We start from the raw sequence: 18,790 nt of genomic DNA, 5'->3' as shown, positions 1-18,790 counted from the left end.
ACGCGTAAACCACAGAATTCACTGACGCCGTTCGGCCTTGCTAGTTTCGCGACACTTTCACATGTCGCGCCAGCAGGGGGAACCGTGTCATCCGCTCGCCGCCTACCCGCGCATGCCCTCATGGCAGCCCTTCTCGCCACCATCGCGCTCGGAGGCTGCGCCGTGCCCACACCCCCGAACCACCGCCCGGACACCCTGACCACCAGCACCGGGCCGGACCTCATCCCCATCGCCGAGAAGGAGCTGCTCGGCTACGACCAACCCTCCGAGACCAACTTCCCCGCCCGGCAGAAACTCGCCCTCCGACACCAGGACGAGATCTTCGCCGCCGTGAAACCCCAGGTCGAGAAGGCACTCGGACGCGAGGTCGACCTCATCGAACTCGACGCCACCTACCCGACCCAGACCATCACCGTCACCTACCGCACCGTCGACGAACCGATCATCGCCGACGCGGCCGACATCGCCATCGACGCCGACGGGGCACCGGTCGCCGGGGCGAGGGTCTACATGGACGAGCAGACCGAGCTGCGCACCGTGCAGAGCCTGCTGCGCATCGCCTACCGCACCGAGCTCGACCAGCTGCGCGACACGCTGCTCGCCACGTACCCGGAGTTCACCGTGCTGCCGGAGCGCTACGTCGCCGCGCACCAGATGGCCGACCCGGTGTTCACGGTGAACTTCAACAGCGGGCCGTGGGAGAAGGCCGAGGCCGACGCGGCTGCAGAGGACGCGCTCTACGCGGCTTACCTCGAACAGCCCAAGCGCACGGACGCCGAATGGCGGGCGATCTTCGACCAGGCTGCGGGCGGCCGGAAGTTTCAAGTCAGCGTTCACTTGGTCCTCGCCGATCCTGATCATGACATCGAGGAGTCTGTCTCCGTTCGCATCGCCGAAGACGTCAAAAATGCAACGCTTCCTCTCGATTTCAATGGGTGGGCCATCTTCACCCACACGAACTTGGTGCTCCGCGAGAAGAACGGCTTCCACCGTCAGTTCGACATCTCGTACCACCTGGACGACGGGGACGTCGGATGGGACGTCAATGAGTGGCGGGACGGTGGCACGCTATGAGCACACAACGTGACACCACCGATGACGATCTGATGGACCTCGCTAGCCGGATCGCCTACCAGGTCCTCGACCGGTGGGAGATCGTCAAGGTCAACGGCGTGAAATACCAGGTCACCGACTTCGTCCACGACACCGTCACCGGCCTCGACGCCTTCACCCTCGAGAACACCGCCAGCCACGAGGTCACCGTCGCCTTCCAGGGCTCGCAGGGCAGCACCGACTGGCAGAACAACGCCGTGCTGATCACCTCGCTGACCCCCGCGCAGTTCACCGCCGCGGAGAACTACGTCGCCAGCCAGCCACGGGTCGACTTCGTGTGCGGCAACTCCCTCGGCGGCGGTCTCGCGGCGGATGTGGCGGCAAAGAACCCGAACGTCCGGGCGGTCACGGTGAATCCGGCGCCGGTCCCGGCGGAGGTGGCGGGCAGGAACGTCGACAACGTGCGCAACTACATCGTCGACAACGACATGCTGCACCAGCTGGTGGTCGCCGGTGGGTTGAGCGATCGGATCATCGGCGAGACGCGCACCGTCAACGGGACGTACGTCAACGACATCTTCGGTCCGAACCACATCGGCAGCGAGCGGGTCGAGGGCGGGTACGACGCCAGCATGGTGGTGCCGTTCTCCCTGTTCCACGACGACGCCGTGGTCAGCGCCGGGGCCTTCGGCGAACCGGTCGACATCCGGACCGAGACTCTCATTCTGATGGCGGTGGGCCTGGAGAGCGAACGCCGGGACGTGCGGTGTGTGGCGCGCTCGAAGCTGCGGGAGACGGCGCTGTCGCTGGACGCGTACGCGGGGACGCTCGCCGCGCGCGAGCGGGCGGTGCACGAAGCCATCGTCGAGTGGTTCGCGCAAGAGTATGCCCGGGCCTGCCGCGCGGTGGATCAGGTGCAGGAGTTCGTGGACACCCTCCGTCCGGCGCTGCGACGGATCAGTGTCCCGCTGCCGCTGCGGCCGTTCTGGGGTGCGATCGCCACCGTGGTCCTGGACGCCGTGAACACGATCGTCGACGGCCTGCAGGTGATCGCCGGGTACCAGAGTCGGGCGGCGGCGGAGGCCACCTGGTCGATCTACCAGGACGTCTTCCTGCGCGCCTCGCACGACATCATCAGCGGCCTCCTGGATCAGGTCGACGCCCTCGACGACGACGCGAGGCTCGTGGACGACAAGTGGCGCACCGTCATCGAGATGTCCACCAGGGTCGCGGTGGGGATGATCCAGGTCGATCAGGCGATGGCAGCAGGGGTCACCGGCCGGGGCCTGAAGAACCCGCTCCCACCCACCATGCCCGCATGGCCGGCCGGCACGGTGCAGGTCGCGGACGAGCAGTTCAGCCAGCACATCGCGCAGACAGTGATGACCCTGCGCACCGACGGGGCGAGCACCGCGCTGACCCTCCTCGCCGGCGGTCTCTCCTCGGCGCTTGCCGGAGGCATCGTGCCGCCGCTCACGCAGATCCGGCTCGCCCTGGAGCTGATCGACCGCACATTCACCGGCGTGACCACCAAGGCGGAGGCGGTCGTCGGTCTGGCAGCACTGGTCTCCGACGACGCGCGCGCGTTCCTCACCCAGCTGGAGGAGCTGCGCATGACCTGCACCCGTGGATTCGACCTCGGGATCGAGGGCATTCAGGCGGTGCTGCGCGCTGTCGAGGAGTTGCCGTCCCTGGTGATGTCGCTGCAACCGCAGATCGAATCGTGGATCTTCGGCGACGAGCAGATCGAGCAGGTGTACGACGCGCTGACCATGTGCCGCAACCTCTACGAACGCACGGCACTCACGTTCGGGGAGGCCGACTTCCAGCTGTCCGGCAACGCCGGGGCGATGGTCCGCGCGCTCGCCCGCCGCTCCCGGGATGTGCAGCACGACACCGCCACCGTGACGAGCTCACTGCACCGCATGGTCAGCTGACCCGCCACCTCAGTCGTGCGAGACCCGGGAGTAGTCCTGGTCCTTGGTCTCCTTCGACAACACCAGCGCGATCAGCGTGAGCACCGCCGCACCGGTCAGGTACACCCCGACGATCCACGTGGAACCATCGGCGATCTTCCACAGCTCCAGCGCGATGATCGGGGCGAGTGCCGCGCCGAGGATCGAGGAGACGTTGTAGGCGATCGCGGAGCCGGTGTACCGGACGTTGGTCGGGAACAGCTCCGGCAGGATCGCGCCCATCGGGCCGAAGGTGGCGCCCATCAACGTGAAGCCGATGACCAGGAACGCCTGCGCGAGCGCACCGGTGAAGGCGATGTCGTCGCGGACCATCAGGAACACGTCGAAGGTCAGACCGAAGACCGCGATGAGTGACGTCACCCAGATCAGCAGCTTGCGGCGACCGATCTGGTCGGCGAGCGGGCCGGACAGCAGGGTGAAGATGCCGAAGAAGATCACACCGATGACCTGCATCAGGACGAAGTGCACGTAGGGGATGCCCAGGCCGTGCGTCCCGGCGTCGGAGGTCTCGGTGGCCGCGGTGCCGTAGGTCAGCGCGAACGTGGTCATCAGGTAGAACAGCACGTAGGTCGCCAGCATGATGAAGGTGCCGAGGATGACCGCACGCCAGTGGTGCCGCAGCGTGGTGCCCAGCGGCAGCTTGGTGATCTTGCCGGTCTTCTCGGCGGCCTTGAACGACGCGGACTCGACCAGCTTCAGCCGGACCCACAGGCCCACGATCACCATCACCGCGGAGAACAGGAACGGGATCCGCCAGCCCCAGCTCAGGAACTCCGGCGAGTCCGAGCCGAGGATCCCGTTGATGATCAGGAACAGGGTGTTGGCGATGATGAAGCCGATCGGCGCACCCGCCTGCGGGAAGGTGCCGTACCAGGCGCGCTTGCCCGCCGGGGCGTTCTCGGTGGCGACCAGCGCCGCACCGGACCACTCACCGCCGAGCGCGAAGCCCTGCGCCAGGCGCATGACGAGCAGCAGGATCGGCGCGAGCAGACCGACGCTGCCGTAGGTGGGCAGCACCCCGATCAGGAACGTCGCCACGCCCATGGTCAGCAGCGACGCGACCAGCGTCGACTTCCGGCCGTTGCGGTCGCCGAGGTGACCGAAGAAGATCGCACCGATCGGCCGGGCGACCATCGCCGCACCGAAGGTGGCGAAGGACAGCAGCAGCGCCGTGCTGGAGTCGGCGGCGGTGAAGAACAGCTTCGGGAAGACGAGCACCGCGGCGGTCGCGTAGACGTAGAAGTCGTAGAACTCGATCGTTGTGCCGACCAGGCTCGCCGCGATGACGCGCCCGGGTGAGTTCACCGGGGTCGAGGCGGGACGGTCGGAGGTGGCTGTGGCGGACATGCGGGGCGGCTCCCGGGTCGTGGACGGTTCGCGCACCGGCATCGCAGGTCCTACCGGGCGGGTCCGCGGGGGCGGCGTGGAACGGTGTCGTGCGCGGCTTGCGACAGTAGCCCCGGAGCGGTCGCGTCTCAACTGACAGACCGCTTCTGTCCACCATATGGAATGTCAGGGGCCTAGGGCAGGCTGAGTCCATGACCAGCGACGCCGTCCAGCACCCCGTCTCCGCCGCGACCACTGACGGCCACCCCGCCGGTGCGCGCTGCTTCGGCGACGGCGACCCGCTGTACGAGCGCTACCACGACGAGGAGTGGGGCGTCCCGGTGCACGGCGACCGCGCGCTCTACGAGCGGATGTCGCTGGAGGCGTTCCAGTCCGGACTCGCCTGGATCACGGTGCTGCGCAAGCGCGACGGGTTCCGGACGGCGTTCGCCGACTTCGACCCCGAGGTGGTCGCCGGATACGACGAGCACGACGTCGAACGCCTGATGGCCGACGCGGGGATCATCCGGAACCGGGCCAAGATCCTCGCCACCATCGCCAATGCGCAGGCACTGCTGGCGTTGCAGGCGGTGGGCGGGAGCCTGGACGCGATCTTCTGGGCACACGCGACCCCGGAGGCCGAGCGGGTGCGGCCGCGGGCGTTCGCCGAGGTCCCGGCAGTCACCCCGGCGTCGACCGCGTTGGCGAAGGAGCTGAAGAAGGCCGGGTTCCGGTTCGTGGGGCCGACGACGGCGTATGCGGCGATGCAGGCGTGCGGGATGGTGGACGATCACCTGGTGGGGTGCCCGGTGGTGGCAATGACTCGGTAGCGACCCACGATCACGATTCGCCTGCCAGCAGCGCCGCCTCATGCCTGATCTGGGCGTCGTAGGAGTCGCGAAACTCGGGGTTGTCGTCCCACTCGCTGGCTAGACCAATGAAGACGCGCAATCGCGGTGCTGCGATCGGCCCCAGGTCCGCGATGGTCCAGATCCGGTGTGCGGCCTCGGTCGGGTCCACGCGACCTTCCACCAAGTCTCGAGCCGCATCAACCGCTGCGGTCATCGCCGCAGCCTCTGTCGACACCGGTGGCAGGCCGAGCTGCTCGCACAGATCCTCCAGCGCGCTGTCGACCTCCTGGGCCAGCGGCGCCGACATGGCGGCGAGATCGATCACAGCCCCGGTGCCCTCATCGCGCGACGCCCATAGCTCCGCCCAGCGCATCACCGCTATCGGGTCGATCAGGTCGAAGTAGCGCAATGCCCTCATCACTGCTGCCTCGTACGGAAGATCACTGCAGGGGAGCACTCGAGGTCCACTCCAACTTGGTCTTGAACTCGACACGTTCGCCCGTCGCCGCGCTCTCGTACCAGTGCGTTTGCTGCTTCAGCCCATCCGCGCCGGTATACGAGGAGCTCGACATCTTCATCCAGTCGCTGGCTTCACCACCGTAGCGATCTACCAAGCGGTCCGCGACGTCGATCGATCGACGATGCCCGCGGCCAGCGATCACGACTCCTTCCTCGCCCATCTGCTGTTCGCTGGCAAGCCGCCGCGCGAGGTCGCGCCCAGCGGTGGCGGACTCTGCGCCAGTGGCCCGCTGCGCCGCGCCTTGCGCGACCTGCGACACCTCGCTCCGGGACGCCCCACCCGCTCCCGCACTCGTGATCGATGTCCGGGCGCCGGCGTTCAAAGCGGTTCGACTCACCTGCCCCGTGAGGACCGTGCTCGCCGCTCGCTGGGCGGCGATCCGAGCTGCCACCGTTGGAGCGACTCTGCTGACCACCGCGGAGGTCACCGTTCGAGCCGCACCGGACACCGGTCCGGCCACCGCCCCGACGACACCACCGACGACCGTGTCCCTGACCAGTGACCGCCAGGAGAACGGTTGGGTCTTCTGGACCTTCGAGCGCCAGAGGTTTGTGGCAGCGCCGCCTGCGGCGCCCCCGAGTGCTGCGCAGCCGACCGATCCCGTCCCCGCGGTGGCAGCGAGACATCCGAAGGTGACGACGCCGCCGACCACCGCTCCGACGATCTCCGCCTGGTACTTGTGGACGAACCGGTTCACCCCATGGGCGGCCGAGCTGGCGGTGCGCTTGACCTTGTTCCAGGCGTTCTTCCACGACCACATACCGGTCGGGTCCCAGTAGGCGACCGGGTTGTTGTCCGCGTACGAGTACGACCCCCACGACTGCGGCGCGCTCTGGTCGAACACCGGGTCGACGGAGATGAAACGGCCGATCAGGGCGTCGTAGTAGCGGGCGCCGACCTGGGTGAGGCCGCTGGCGTCCTGCACCTTGTTCATGAAGCCGTGGTCACCGGGCCAGGCGGTGGCCGCGCCGCGGGCGTTCCCGTAGGGGTCGGTGCGGCGCTGGGTGATGGCCTTGGTGGTGTTGGCGATCGCCATGGTGGCGGTCTGGTGCGGGTCGGAGATCAGCGAGCTGACGGTGGCGCCGGAGACGCCGGTGCGCATCGCGACCTGCTGGCCGTTGAAGCCGTAGTAGCGGGTCGCCTTGACCACCTTGGTGGCGGTGGTGAGGGCGAGCTCCTGGCCACCGGGCAGGTAGAGGGTGACAACACCGTTCTCGCGCCGGATCAGCCGGTCGCCGTCGGCGGTGTATAGCGCCTGCGTGGTGGTGCTGGTGCCTTGGGTGATCGATTCGAGGCGACCCTCGGCGTCCCACTTGAGGGTCTGACCGGTCTTGCCGGCGACGTTGCGGGTGGTGGTGTTGCCCGCTGCGTCGTAGGCGTAGGAGCTGGTGGCGGCGCCTGCGGCACCGGTCTGCTTGACGGTCGACACCGCGTGCGGGCGGGCGGCCCCGGTGGCCGGATAGGCGTAGGTGCGGGTGGTGTCACCGGCGGTGGTGTGGGTGGTCTCGCTGGACCGGTTGCCGGAGGCGTCGAGGGTGTAGTCGGTCCAGTACGGTGCCGGTCCGCCGAGTGCCGTCGCCGCCTTGGGGCTGGTGCAGTTGGCGTTGGCCGGGGTCCAGGCCGAGGTCAGCTGCCGCAGGCCGTCGTAGCCGAAGCACTGGGCGTCGACGGGCTTGCCGGTGGGGCGGTCCACGATGGAGGTCGGGTTGCCCGCCGCGTCGTAGGTGTAGGTGAGGTCCATGTCGAGACCGCCGACGCCCTCACGCTCGACCCAGGTCTTCTGGAGTCGACGCGTGCCCTCCTCGTAGGAGTAGTTGAGGAAGAACGCGTAGGTGTTGCCGAGGTCGTAGCGCAGCGGTTCGCCGTAGACGTCGTACGTGGCGTCGGCGACGTAGACACCCCAGCCGAGCCCACCGGACATCCATTCCGGGCGGGACAGTCCGTCGAAGCGGGTGGTGACGGTCTCGGCACCCAGTCCGCCCGCGGAGGGGAGCTTGGTCGCCTTGACCTGGCCGTCGGCGGTGTAGGTGTAGCCGGTGGTGTAGGTCCCGGCGAGTGCGCCCTCGGCTGCCGGCACGGTGACCGAGGCCCCGAGCGGGCGACCTGCCTCGTCGTAACCGGTGACCGCGGTGACGTAGGCGTTGCTGCCGCTGTACCGGGTGGAGGAGGTGAGCTGACCCTTGAGCAGGGTGTCGTAGGTCCACTTGGCCCGGAGGGCACCGGTGGCGCTGCCGTCCCGGAGTTCGGTCTGACGGCCGAGCTGGTCGCGGACGGTGTACAGGGTGACGCCGCGCGCGTCCGTGGTGGTGCGGATCAGTCCTGCCTCGTCGTAGGTGGTGGTGGTCGCGCCCTTGTCCGGGTCGGTGGCGGTGAGCTGCCGCCCGCGCAGGTCGTAGGTGTACGACCACGTGTTGCCCGCCGAGTCCTTGACCGAGGTGAGGTTCCCGGCGGGGTCGTAGCCGTAGCTGACGGTGCGGAAGTCGCCGGTGGGGTGTCCCCCGAGGTACTGGCGCAGTTCGGTGGTGTTGCCGCGGGCGTCGGTGATGGTGGTCTGCGCCGTGCCTCCCTGCGGCGGATCGACGGTGACCCGGTCGCCGCCGTAGCTGGTGGTGGTCCGCCAGCGCTCCTGCTCACCGACGTCGGTGATGGTGACGGTGCCGCGGCCCGCGCCGTCGTAGAGGTACCGGGTCCGGCTGGGCACGGCGGTGGTCGGGACCACCAGGGTGGTGCTCACGGCACCGTTGGCGAACCACGACCCGTTGGACCAGGCCACGCTGCCGCGGCTGTCGTAGAAGGTGTCGGTGATGATCCGGCCCGGGGTGTCCCGGGCGGCCGACGGCGACTGCGTCTGGCGGGGCCGGAGCATGCCGTCGAACAGGGCGACGCTGGTCAGGTAGGTCTCGTCGGCGGCGAGGGTCTTGGTGGTGACCGTGTTGGGTGCCGTCTTCGAGATCGTGTACTCGTAGAGCGTGTGCGCACTGGCGCTGCCCTGCGCACGGCCCGGGTTCCACACCGCGGTGGTCCGGCCGAGGGCGTCGAAGGTGGCCGAGGTGACCTTGCCGTTCGGGTCGGTCGTCTTGACCATCGACCCCCAGGCCGGGTTGAGCACCGCGGTGGTGACACCGGCGGCGATCGGGCCGCTCCCGTCCGGGTCGGGGGCGGTGACCGTGGTGCCGGTGACCACGCCGCCGGTGCCGGTGTAGGCGGTGGTGGAGGCGCGTCCCATCGCGTCGGTCGCGACGGTCGGGCGGCCGAGGGCGTCGTAGCTCGTGGTGCTGGTGGTGACGTAGGTCGGCGTGGTGCCGGAGAACCCGGAGACGACCTGGGCGGTGGTGGGCAGGCCACGGGTCGGGGCGGTTCCGAAGGCGCCTCCGTCGTAGAAGGTGCGCTCGTCGGAGATCACGTCACGTGGCCGGGTGGGTGCGGTCGCGCAGTTCACCGACACCGTCTCGACCCGCTTCGCGGTGGAGACGATGCCGACGCTCGGGTTCTGGGCGTACTCGGTCCGGATGCACCGGTCGTCGGCGGCCGTGCTGATGTCGCCCTGGTCGTCGATCTGGGTGGGCAGGCCGTACGCGGTCTCGTAGCTGGTGACGGTCCGGGTCGTGCGGACCCCGCCGGGCAACGACGGGGCGACGGTGCGCTCCTCGACGGTGGCTGGGCGCAGGAAGGCGGCCCGGGTCCCGTCGGCACCGGTCGCGGTGGCGGCCGAGATCCACGGGGTGGTGACGGTCCCGCCGATCTCCGGCCCGTCGAGGCCGTTGTAGGTGATCTCCTCCCGGGCGAAGCCGTTCAGGCGCTCGGTGTCCGTGATGCCGTCCACCGCGACCTGACGGGTGCCGCCGGAGGCGAGTCGGTCACCGTCCATCCCGCGGAAGTACCGGGTCCGCACCTGGGACCGCTGCTGCATGGCCGATCCGGTGATGACGTCGACCGCCGCGTAGCCCCGGAACTCGCTCCAGGTGCGGTGCGCGGCCGAGGTGAACGGGCTGTCGTCGTAGTGCCACGCAGGGTCGCCGAGGTAGCGGTACGCGGTCTCGACCGCCGCGCTCACCTCGTCGTTCGGGTTCTCGACCACGGTGTCGACCACGTACTTGTGGAAGTACTCCTGGATCTCCGGGCCCGTGCCCTCCGGCTGCCAGGACACCGGGAAACAACGCCGGGTGTTGCTGTCGGCAGCCGCAGGCAGGTCACCGGAGGTGCAGTCCGGCGCGGAGTAGTTGATCGTCGTGGTGGCGCCGGCCTCGGAGCTGATCGCCGTCACCCGGTAACGGTTCATCGGCGGTCCGGCGTCGCCCAGGGTGTCGACCCGGTTGGCCATCTGCTCACCGCGGAAGGTGACCTCCGGCAGCGTGATGGTGGAGCCCACCAGCCCTTGGTGCGTGATCCCGTCCAACCAGAGCGCGGAGTTGGTGCGGTCGCCGGTGTCCGGGAATGTGTGCCGCAGGTTCCAGGCGTCGATGTCCTGGTAGGCCGAGCCGACCAGCACGCGGGTCTTCACACTGGTGAGGCGCTTGCGGGTGAAGAAGGAGGGTGAGGTCTGCTCCGGGCAGCTGGTGCTGGAGGTGCAGATCAGGTCGAAGGGCACGTCCGGCCACGACTTGGCGTTGGCCTCGGTGAGCTGGGCCGGGTCGCAGGTGATCGCACCGGAGGGCAGGCAGCGTTCGGCGACGGTGAAGTCGACCCGAGCCGGTGCCGGGGACGCGGATTCAGAACCAGCCCGCTGCCCGTACTCGATCCGGTTCAGGTAGCCGCCGCGCACGTAGCTGGAGACCGCCTGGTTCAGATTCCGGCCGTAGTTGTTCGTCTCCTTGTCGTAGACGTAGGTCAACGTGTTGCCGGAGGTGTCGACGACGTACTCCAGGTTCCAGCGCCAGGTCTGGGTGCAGACCGAGGAGGCGTAGTCACCGGCGTAGCAGGGGTCACCGGGGTGGTTGCCGTAGACCGGCACCGACCACGCGGAGTTCAGTTCCAGCGGGTCGTTCGCCGCCCGCTTGCCTCGGCCGAAGTAGTACTGGGTGCCGTCACCGGTGGTGACCCGCCAGTACTCGCCGTCGTTGTCGTCGTTCCAGCCGCCGGTGAGGTGCTCGATCCGGGAACCGTCGTCGGACTGGGCGCGCCAGGTCCCGGTGGCGGCGTCCTTGACCAGCTCGGTGGTCGACCCGCCGAACGACAGCACGGCGTTGTCGCTGTACCAGCACAGGTCGCCGGTTCGACGGCCCGCGTTGTTCGCGTTGCCGCCCATGTCGTCCGAGCAGGACTGGTACTTGCGCTCGACATACCCGGAGTCCAGGTTCCATCCGTCGCCGACCCACGAGGTCTGGTTGTTGGTGGAGGCGACCCGGCCGTCCAGCGACCCGGAGGAGTAGGAGAAGCCCAGCTCAGGGGTCGGCCCACCGGAGACCGGGGCGACCCGCATGGGGTAGGACCAGCTGAAGTCACCCGTCTGCCCGGAGACCTGCCAGGTCGCCGACGGCGAGAGCGGGGTCGCCGACCAGTTCCCGGTGGACCCGGAGGCGGAGGCCGCCAGGGCCATCACCCGCGCCGCACGGGGCGCGACGGTGGCGGTGACGGTGCCCGCCGCGGCGTCGTTGCTGCTGTCCACCGGGGTCCGGGTCCGGCAGTCGTCCGACTCCGGGTCGGTGAGCGCGCACTCGGGCAGGGTGGTCAGCTGGAGCCGGTTCGCCCAGTCGCCGCCGAACGCCTCAGCGAAGCCGGAGTAGTCCACCGTGACGTCGACCGGGATGTCCGCAATGGCGTCGTCGCTGCGCACCGCCATGAGCACGCCGTCGACACCGAGCGCGGTGGCGGACGCCCGGTCCAGCACCTCGACGCTCACCGAATCCGGGCTGTCGGTACTGACGGCCGGTGCGGTGGGTGCCGGGACGGCGGGCGTGGTCGGAGTGGGTGTCGGTTCGGGGGTGGCTGTCGGCTCCGCCGTCGGAGTGTCCGCGGGCGTCGGGGCGGGTGCCGCTGCGGCGGAGGTGGCGTCCGACCAGACAGCGGTGGGAGCGGGATCGGCGACCAGCTCCGCGCGGCGTTCCTCCGACCCGGGTGCCCACGCCAGGCTCACCACAGAGCCCTCGGCCTGCGGTTGCTCGGCGGTCAACGCCACATCGTCGGCGGTCGGCCAGGAGGCGGGATCGGCGGTCGAGGGCGGCATCACGGGCAGGGGTTCGGGCTCGGCGACCGCACCGTCCCGGCTGGGCAGGGGTGCCGTCTCCGGGAGGTCGGGCGCCACCTCGGCTCCGTGTGCCAGCCGCTCGGCGTCCGGGATCGGGCGCTGGTCGATCGCCGCCGCCACCTGAGACGTCGTGACGGACAGTGTCACGGCGAGGGCGGTGGTGACCACCAACCCCACGGCCCTGACGCCCGGACCCCATGCGTTCATCTGCTGCTCCCTGATGCTGTGCGGGTCAGGCGGCGGGCTGGTTGCAGGCCCGGTTGACGGTGGTGTCGTCGATGGCGCCGGTCAGGGTGCGCAGCTCACTGACAGCACCGACGAAGGGCGTCAGGCCGAGCCGGAGCGGTCCGGTCGCCGACCAGGCATTGGCGTGCGGCACCGTCACGTTGCCGGTGGGCTCCAAGTCGCCGGGCTCGTCCCCGATGGTGCAGACCCAGATCGAGATCCGGTCCTGGCCTGCGTCGTGCACGCCGCTGATCAGCGTCCACTGTCCCGGCTCGACCTTGATGGGCGAGATCGCCTCGTCCATCGAGGTCTCGTAGGCGTCGGTGCCCGGCATCGCGAAGGACCAGCAACTGCTCTGCCCGTCGGCGCACGGCCGGTAGCCCAGGGTGTAGCCCGCGCGGTAGGTGCCGCTCTGGTAGGCCACCGCCGCGGTGCCGTCCACCGCATCCGCCCGGACGATCGCCTGCACCGCGAAGCTGTCCGAGGTGCGCATCACCGGTACAGCTGTGGCACCGCTGGCGGCATTCGGGCCGATCAGCACGGCGCGGTCGGCCGGGTCGATCCCGGCCTCGGCGAACGGGCCGTCGACCCGGGTCACCGGGCCCGTCCAGATGATCGGCAGACCGTTGGCCGGGTCTCCTGAGCTGGCGGCTGCGGCGCCGGTCGTCTCGTCCAGCCGCCAGACGGTGGTCTCCGGGAAAGCGACCGAGAAGGTGTAGGTCTGCATCGGGCTGGTCCAGCCCGCCCGGTCCACCGACTGGTAGTAGAGCGTCTGGAAGCCCGCCTGCTTCGGTGCGAACGTGATGGTCGGGGCCGCGGCGGTGGTGGTCTGGTTCAGCGCCGAACTGCCGAAGGAGTACTTGTACGAGACCACGTCGGTCGATCCGCCGTTGCCGAACCGGAACGACCCGGTCTGCCCGATCCCGCCGGCCGGGGAGGCGCTGGTGTACAGCGGCTGCCCGGTGACCGGTGCTGGCGCGACGGTGGGGGGCGCCGGGGGCGTCAGGTCGATCTCCATCTCACAGGCGACCGCTGGCCCACCGACCACGTTGGGATCGACGCCGTTGATCTGGACCCGGTAGATCTTGCCGCCGCTCATCCCGCCGAGCTGGACCGTCTGGCCGACGCCCGATGCCTGGGCGGCCGGTCGGGCGTGCCACAGGATCGGCGTGTTGGTGTTCACCGCGTACACGTCCACGTTGGCCTGTACCGCCTGGCCGTCGGGGTCGCTGAGCACGGCGTAGAGCACGGGGGTGGTGGTCCGCAGCACCGGGCGTCCGGCACCGGTGACGCAGGCTGCGGCCGGGTTGCTGAACTTCACGCCGGTGGGGATGGTCGGCGCCCGGTTGTAGGAGATCGACAGCCCGGCGTCGTTCCGGTACCGCTTCCAGTAGGCCATGCTCGACTCGTCCGTGGCCAGACCCATTGTCAGCTGGTTGGAATTCGCGACCGCGACCGCTTGACCCGCCTCGAGCGCGGGGAATTCCAGCCACCGCACCGGCTGACCGGCGCAGCTCGACTTGTGCGCGACCGTGAGCGAACTCTGGAAGTAGTAGTTGTTCGCGGGCCAGGCGGTCGCCGAGTTCCAGTTGTCCACCCGGTAGAGGTTGATCGGCCGCGGCGTGCAGTCGTAGGAATGCGTGCCGACCACGGCGAAGGTGGTCCCGTTGATGTCGGCGCCGTTCATCGCGCCGATGGCCTCCAAGCCGCCGAACTTCCACAGGATGCGGCTGCGGAAGGTCGCCGAGCACGTGCTGGACGTGGCCCGGTTGCACAGGCCGACGCCCTCGTCCGGGTTGAACCGGTAGGACTGACCGAAGGCGTCGCGGACGGCCGTCCAGTCGTTCAAGGACCCGCTGATCGCCGGGTCGATGTAGATCGGCCACACCGTCGAGTCGTCCTCGATCATCGCCGGGTCCGGGGTGATGCTGACCTGATCGTCGACGACCGAGGCCGGCATGTCGGCGACGGTGCTCGCCAGCGACGGCGAACGCTCCAGGTCCACCACCTCATCGCCGAAGGCCTCAGCGGCCGACACCGCCGGGTCGGCCTGGCCGAGCAGGCTGCTGCGGGCACGGACCTGGGGCATCGGGGTCGCCTCGCGGGAGTCCCACATCGCCGGCGTCGGGCTGGTGAAGATCTCGGTGCCCGCGTCGTCCACCGCGACGAAGCCGCCCTGGTCGGCCTGCAGCTCCAGGCCCTCGGTGGTCTGCACCGGGAACGTCAGCTGGCTGAGCTGCGGGTTCGCCGCCGCCTCGGGGCTGTCCACCCGGAACACCTCGGAGAAGCCGGTCGCGTCGTCGTTCACCGACACCACCAGGTCCACGCCGGGCAGGACCTGGTCGTAGGTCAACTGGTCGCCGTCCAGCCGGGGTGCCGGGAGGTCGAAGGGGACGTCGAAGGTCAGCTCGTGTCCCTCGCGTTCGATCCGGGCCAGCGGCATGCCGTCGGATCCGTCGCTGAAGGTCATCGGTCGGACCGGAGCGGCCACGGCGATGCCCTCCGGGGCCGCGACCACGGTGGCGTCGACCGCGCCCCAGTCGCCGTCGACCTGGGTGCGGACGGCCAGTGCGGACACGTCGAGTCGCATGGTGCCGTCGGCCTGCGCGTACACGGTGTTCCACTCGGTGCGCTCGCCGACCACCTCGACGTCCTGGTCGCAGGCCACGGCGACGGTGCTCGCGGTGGCGCTGTCGGCGGTCTCGTCGACGCAGCTGACGGCAGCCGGATCGGGGGCGCTCGCCGCGGCAGCCGGGTCCGGGTCGGTGGCCATGGCGGCCGAGGTCGGTAGCAACAATCCGCTGCTCACGACGGCTGCGATGATCGCGGATCGACGATTCCGGGCACGACTGGGCACGACGTGCGGCTCCCCCTGGAAGACCCGGCTGGCGGGTGCGACAACGACGCGGCGAATGCCGTGCCGAAATCGCGGCCAGCTAGCACAATGTCGGCTGTGCGCGATCTGTGAGGAAAATAGGTCCTCAGTGATAGTCCAGAATAGCGACCGAACGGGTGAAGACGAAGGTCCCACCAGGGCGGGTACATTGCCTGCATGGCCCTCATCCACCGCGCGACCCTGTCCCCCACCAAGGCCGAACTGGTCGCCGCCTGGTTGCCCGCTCAACCCTGGTTCGACCGCGCTGTGACCGAGCTGAAGCCGATCGCCGCGTATCGGTTCGACGACCCGGCGGGCGAGGTGGGGATCGAGTCGCACCTGTTCGAGGTGGACGGTGAGCTGGTGCACGTGCCGCTCACCTACCGGGGTGCTCCGCTGCCGGAGGCCGAGCCGTGGCTGCTGGGGACGATGGAGCACTCGGTGCTGGGGACGCGGTGGGCGTATGACGCGGTCGGCGACCCGGTGTACCGCGCGGAGGTGAGCCGGGTGATCCGGGAGGCCGACTCCCAGGCGCGGGTGATGGTCGAGACGGCGGACGGCGTGGTGGAGCGCGAGCCGTGGCTGCTGGTGCGGGGCAGTGGTGACGGTGCGGGGTCGACGGTCGTCGTGGTGCGGCGTCCGGGGACCGAGCAGCGGTCGACCGGGGCACTGACCGGCACCTGGCCCGGGCAGGACACCCCGGTCACCTTGGTGTACCTCGAAGCGTGAGACACGGGTCCGCGCCGGTCGGCGGCGTGTCTACAGTCGCGCCCATGGATCCGATGAGCTTCCTCGGCTGCGCGGCACGCCGCGGCCCGTCGGCGGTCTGACCGCCGCACTCCCGACCCGCACCTGGTGCGGGGTCCGAGTGCTGCCCTCAGACCCAGCCGCTCGCTCATCGTGAGGAAATCCCCATGCGCTCGCATCGTTCTGCCCTGATCGCCACCGTCTGCGTGCTGTTCGGCTCCGCCGGCATCCAGGTGTCCGCCGCCCTGGCCGAGGGCCTGTTCGGGAGGTTGCCGATCCCGGCGGTCTCCGGGTTCCGGATGGCGGTGGCGGCGGTGGTGCTGCTCCTACTGACCCGGCCGCGACTGCGCGGCAGGTCACGCTCGGCGTGGCTGGGCATCGTGCTCTACGGCGTGGCGATGGCCGCGATGAACGTGCTGTTCTACCACGCGGTGCAGCGCATCCCGCTGGGGGTGGCGGTGACGCTGGAGTTCTGCGGACCGCTGGCGGTGGCGGCGGTCGGGGCGCGGGGGGCGCAGCGGCTGCTGCCGGTGCTCACGCTGGTCGGGGTGGCACTGGTCGCGGGGCCGCAGGGTGATCTGGACCCGGTGGGCGTGCTGGCGGGGCTGGGTGCGGCGGCGGCGTTCGGCGGGTACACGGTGCTGGCGGGGCGGGTCGGTGACGACGACTCCGGGCTGGGTGGGCTCGCGCTGTCGGTGGCGGTGGGTGCGGTGCTGCTGGCCCCGTTCTCGGTGCCGTCGGTGCCGCTGATCGAGGGCGGGGACGTGCTGCCGCTGGTCGCCTCGGGGCTGCTCGGGGTGGCGATGGCGTTCAGCCTGGACTTCCTGGCGGTGCGGCTGACGTCGCCGCGGGTGGCCGGGACGCTGTTCGCGATCGATCCGGTAATGGGGGCGCTGGTCGGGGCGACGCTGCTCGGTGACCGGCTGACCGGGTGGATGCTGGGCGGGATCGTGCTGGTGGTGGCGTCCGGGGCGGCGGTGATCTGGCTGTCGGGCCGGGCGGCCGGGCCGGTGTCGCCGGAGGGCGAGGTCGACGAGCTGGGTGTCGTGCTGCGCTGAGTCGGTGCGATCAGAGGCCGCGCACCGGCCGGATCGCCCCCGCCCGTACCCCGTCGGGCAGCCGGACCCGGAACACCGCTCCCCCGTCCGCTGCGGCCCCCGGGTCGCCGAGGCGCGGATGGGGGTCGCCCGCGGTGCTGACCCACCCGTCGCCGTCCGGGCCGATGCCCAGACAGGTGACGAGCGGCACCGGCATCCTGAACGCGTCGACCGGGTGCCCGGCGGGGTCCAGGCGCAGCACCGCGCCCGCCGCCCAGTACGGGACCCAGAGCGCTCCGTCGGCGTCGACGGTGGTGCCGTCCGGGATCGGGCCGTCCTGGGCGGTGGCGAAGAACGGTTCGGGGGTGCCGGGTTCGCCGGTGTCCGGATCGAAGGGCAGGCGGTACAGGACCCGGCGCACCGAGTCGGTGAGGTACAGCCAGCGGCCGTCGGGGCTGAACTGGATCCCGTTGCCGCAGGTCACCTGGGTGAGGACCACATCGTCGGCGGTCGCGGTGATCCGGTGCACGGTGCCGGGGGCGGTGGCGTCCTCGATGGGCATGGCGACCAGCCAGAGTCGGCCCGCCGGGTCGGTCGCGCCGTCGTTCCAGCGGTGGCCAGGAGCGGGTGCCGCATGCTGCCAGACGGACCGCGTGGGGGTGTGCCCGGCGTGCGGTTCACCGGTGTCCGTGCCGACGGACCCCGCATCCCGACCGCCGCCGAGCACCCGCAGCCCGGACGCCGCCGCGACCAGGACACCACCGGACTCGGTCGGCCAGGCGATCCCGACCGGCGAGTCCGCCTGCCACGGGTCGAGCGCCAGCACCGGGTCGGCTCGCGGCCAGCGGTGCACCCGACCGGCCTCGACGTCGACCCAGAGCAGCGTCCCGGTGGCCGGGTCCCGCACCGGGCGCTCGCCGAGCCGCGCGCGCACCGAACCGAGCGGAACCGGATCGACGTCGACGGAGGGCAGGGTGGCGAGCAGCCGGTGCAGGTCGTGGCGGACGGCGGGGACGGCGGCGTCCCGCAGATCGAACGGGGCCATGTCTCAGACGCTAGCGGCGATCACCGTGCGCTCACGCAGCAGGTCGAACAGCCGGTCGACCTCGGCCCGGGTCTCCGGGTCCAGCACGAAGCCGTGCGGCGGCCGGGTGTGGGCGGTGGGCAGCACGCCCTGGCGGACCAGCAGGTGCTTCTCGATCGCGACGAACACGTCGATGGAGGTCTGCAGCGCGACCAGTGACGACAGCGGTCCACTGATCTCGTAGGCGGCGTCCCAGCGGCCGGTGCTGACCAGGTCCCACAGCCGGACGATCGCCCACACCACCTCGGAGCCGGGCATGGTGCCGACGATGCCGCGCCGGTAGGAGTCGATCAGCGCCGCGCCGCCGGTGCCCTCGAACACCCGTGCCCGACCGTCCGTGGCCTCGCGCAGCAGGGTCAGGCGCTGACCGATCGGGGCGGCCTCCGGCTTGAAGAACACCCGCTCGCCGTAGCTGTCCAGCAGACGCATCTGCAGGTCGATCGACAGCGACCGGCCGACGTACCCGGAGGCGTCCTGGACCACGACCCCGATGTCGGTGGCCTCGATGATCGCCGAGTAGTAGCCGAACAGCGCGTCGTCGTCGAGCTGCACGGTGATCGGCGGGATGGCCATCAGGCCGTCGGCGCCCACCGACTGGGCATGGCGGGCGGCGGCGACCGCCCCGTAGGTCGACTCGGCGCCGACGCTGATCACGCTCTGCGCGCCCCGGGCGGTGGTGCGCTCACAGACCAGGGCGGCGAGCTGGTCGCGTTCGAGTGCGGACATCCGCAGGATCTCGCTGACCATGCCGGTGGTGATGCCGTGGGCGCCCTGGTCGAGCACCCAGTCGATCTCCTGGCCGAGGACTGCCGCGTCGATGGACCCGTCGGCGGTGAACGGGGTCTGGACGACCGGCAGGACGCCCGCGAGGGGCCGTGGAGCGGTCATGGTGTCTCCTTCGTGGTGCGTGGT

General features: G+C 70.2%; 11 protein-coding genes. 5 read left to right on the top strand and 6 right to left on the bottom strand.

The features are described 5' to 3' along the window. The first annotated feature begins 120 nt into the window (after positions 1 to 120). Both HGK68_RS00560 and HGK68_RS00555 read left to right on the top strand, forming a co-directional pair. The gene (locus HGK68_RS00560; RefSeq protein WP_169164211.1) at positions 121 to 1,074 is read left to right on the top strand and encodes a hypothetical protein; all 954 of its coding nucleotides are present in this window, start codon (positions 121 to 123) and stop codon (positions 1,072 to 1,074) included. Then, positions 1,071 to 2,990, top strand: a complete 1,920-nt coding sequence (locus HGK68_RS00555) for an SA1320 family protein (protein WP_169164210.1) — start codon at positions 1,071 to 1,073, stop codon at positions 2,988 to 2,990. Before HGK68_RS00560 ends, HGK68_RS00555 begins: the two co-directional genes overlap by 4 nt. Before the next feature lie 9 nt (positions 2,991 to 2,999). Here HGK68_RS00555 and HGK68_RS00550 read toward each other — a convergent pair whose 3' ends face one another. Then, on the bottom strand, positions 3,000 to 4,376 hold the full coding sequence (locus HGK68_RS00550) for an MFS transporter (RefSeq protein ID WP_169164209.1): 1,377 nt from the start codon (positions 4,374 to 4,376) through the stop codon (positions 3,000 to 3,002). 191 nt (positions 4,377 to 4,567) lie between these two features. Here HGK68_RS00550 and HGK68_RS00545 point away from each other — a divergent pair, with 191 nt between their 5' ends. After that, positions 4,568 to 5,185 (top strand): DNA-3-methyladenine glycosylase I, encoded by a 618-nt coding sequence (locus HGK68_RS00545; protein ID WP_169164208.1) that lies wholly within the window; start codon positions 4,568 to 4,570, stop codon positions 5,183 to 5,185. 10 nt (positions 5,186 to 5,195) lie between these two features. Here HGK68_RS00545 and HGK68_RS00540 read toward each other — a convergent pair whose 3' ends face one another. From HGK68_RS00540 to HGK68_RS00530, 3 genes are read right to left on the bottom strand one after another with little or no spacing between them, the layout of a single operon-like run. Further along, positions 5,196 to 5,624 carry a hypothetical protein gene (locus tag HGK68_RS00540; RefSeq protein WP_169164207.1) on the bottom strand — a complete coding sequence of 143 codons (429 nt, stop codon included), beginning with the start codon at positions 5,622 to 5,624 and terminating at the stop codon, positions 5,196 to 5,198. 22 nt (positions 5,625 to 5,646) lie between these two features. Continuing rightward, positions 5,647 to 12,117, bottom strand: coding sequence for an RHS repeat-associated core domain-containing protein (locus HGK68_RS00535; RefSeq protein WP_169164206.1), 6,471 nt, complete (start codon positions 12,115 to 12,117; stop codon positions 5,647 to 5,649). 25 nt (positions 12,118 to 12,142) lie between these two features. Further along, positions 12,143 to 14,944, bottom strand: coding sequence for a LamG domain-containing protein (locus HGK68_RS00530; RefSeq protein ID WP_169164205.1), 2,802 nt, complete (start codon positions 14,942 to 14,944; stop codon positions 12,143 to 12,145). A gap of 243 nt (positions 14,945 to 15,187) precedes the next feature. Between HGK68_RS00530 and HGK68_RS00525 the strand changes: the two genes are divergently transcribed. Together HGK68_RS00525 and HGK68_RS00520 are read left to right on the top strand one after the other, a co-directional pair. Then, positions 15,188 to 15,739 carry a CG0192-related protein gene (locus HGK68_RS00525; protein ID WP_169164204.1) on the top strand — a complete coding sequence of 184 codons (552 nt, stop codon included), beginning with the start codon at positions 15,188 to 15,190 and terminating at the stop codon, positions 15,737 to 15,739. A 185-nt stretch (positions 15,740 to 15,924) separates the two neighbouring features. Beyond that, positions 15,925 to 16,815, top strand: coding sequence for an EamA family transporter (locus HGK68_RS00520; RefSeq protein ID WP_169164203.1), 891 nt, complete (start codon positions 15,925 to 15,927; stop codon positions 16,813 to 16,815). 10 nt (positions 16,816 to 16,825) lie between these two features. On the opposite strand, the gene HGK68_RS00515 is transcribed toward HGK68_RS00520, so the two are convergent. Beyond that, complete coding sequence (locus HGK68_RS00515; protein WP_169164202.1) at positions 16,826 to 17,839, bottom strand: SMP-30/gluconolactonase/LRE family protein; 1,014 nt, start codon at positions 17,837 to 17,839, stop codon at positions 16,826 to 16,828. A 3-nt stretch (positions 17,840 to 17,842) separates the two neighbouring features. Beyond that, positions 17,843 to 18,766 carry a dihydrodipicolinate synthase family protein gene (locus HGK68_RS00510; RefSeq protein ID WP_169164201.1) on the bottom strand — a complete coding sequence of 308 codons (924 nt, stop codon included), beginning with the start codon at positions 18,764 to 18,766 and terminating at the stop codon, positions 17,843 to 17,845. Positions 18,767 to 18,790: the final 24 nt, after the last annotated feature.

The organism is Cellulomonas taurus, assembly GCF_012931845.1.
Taxonomy (GTDB): Bacteria; Actinomycetota; Actinomycetes; order Actinomycetales; family Cellulomonadaceae; genus Cellulomonas; species Cellulomonas taurus.
The sequence above is the reverse complement of the archived record's forward strand: the minus strand, read 5'-3'. Positions and strand labels throughout refer to the sequence as shown.

Coding starts and splice junctions, on each gene's coding strand:
- HGK68_RS00515 (WP_169164202.1), bottom strand. CDS start 17,839: ATGGCCCCGTTCGATCTGCGGGACGCCGCCGTCCCCGCCGTCCGCCAC.
- HGK68_RS00545 (WP_169164208.1), top strand. CDS start 4,568: ATGACCAGCGACGCCGTCCAGCACCCCGTCTCCGCCGCGACCACTGAC.
- HGK68_RS00550 (WP_169164209.1), bottom strand. CDS start 4,376: ATGTCCGCCACAGCCACCTCCGACCGTCCCGCCTCGACCCCGGTGAAC.
- HGK68_RS00555 (WP_169164210.1), top strand. CDS start 1,071: ATGAGCACACAACGTGACACCACCGATGACGATCTGATGGACCTCGCT.
- HGK68_RS00525 (WP_169164204.1), top strand. CDS start 15,188: ATGGCCCTCATCCACCGCGCGACCCTGTCCCCCACCAAGGCCGAACTG.
- HGK68_RS00560 (WP_169164211.1), top strand. CDS start 121: ATGGCAGCCCTTCTCGCCACCATCGCGCTCGGAGGCTGCGCCGTGCCC.
- HGK68_RS00520 (WP_169164203.1), top strand. CDS start 15,925: ATGCGCTCGCATCGTTCTGCCCTGATCGCCACCGTCTGCGTGCTGTTC.
- HGK68_RS00540 (WP_169164207.1), bottom strand. CDS start 5,624: ATGAGGGCATTGCGCTACTTCGACCTGATCGACCCGATAGCGGTGATG.
- HGK68_RS00535 (WP_169164206.1), bottom strand. CDS start 12,117: ATGAACGCATGGGGTCCGGGCGTCAGGGCCGTGGGGTTGGTGGTCACC.
- HGK68_RS00510 (WP_169164201.1), bottom strand. CDS start 18,766: ATGACCGCTCCACGGCCCCTCGCGGGCGTCCTGCCGGTCGTCCAGACC.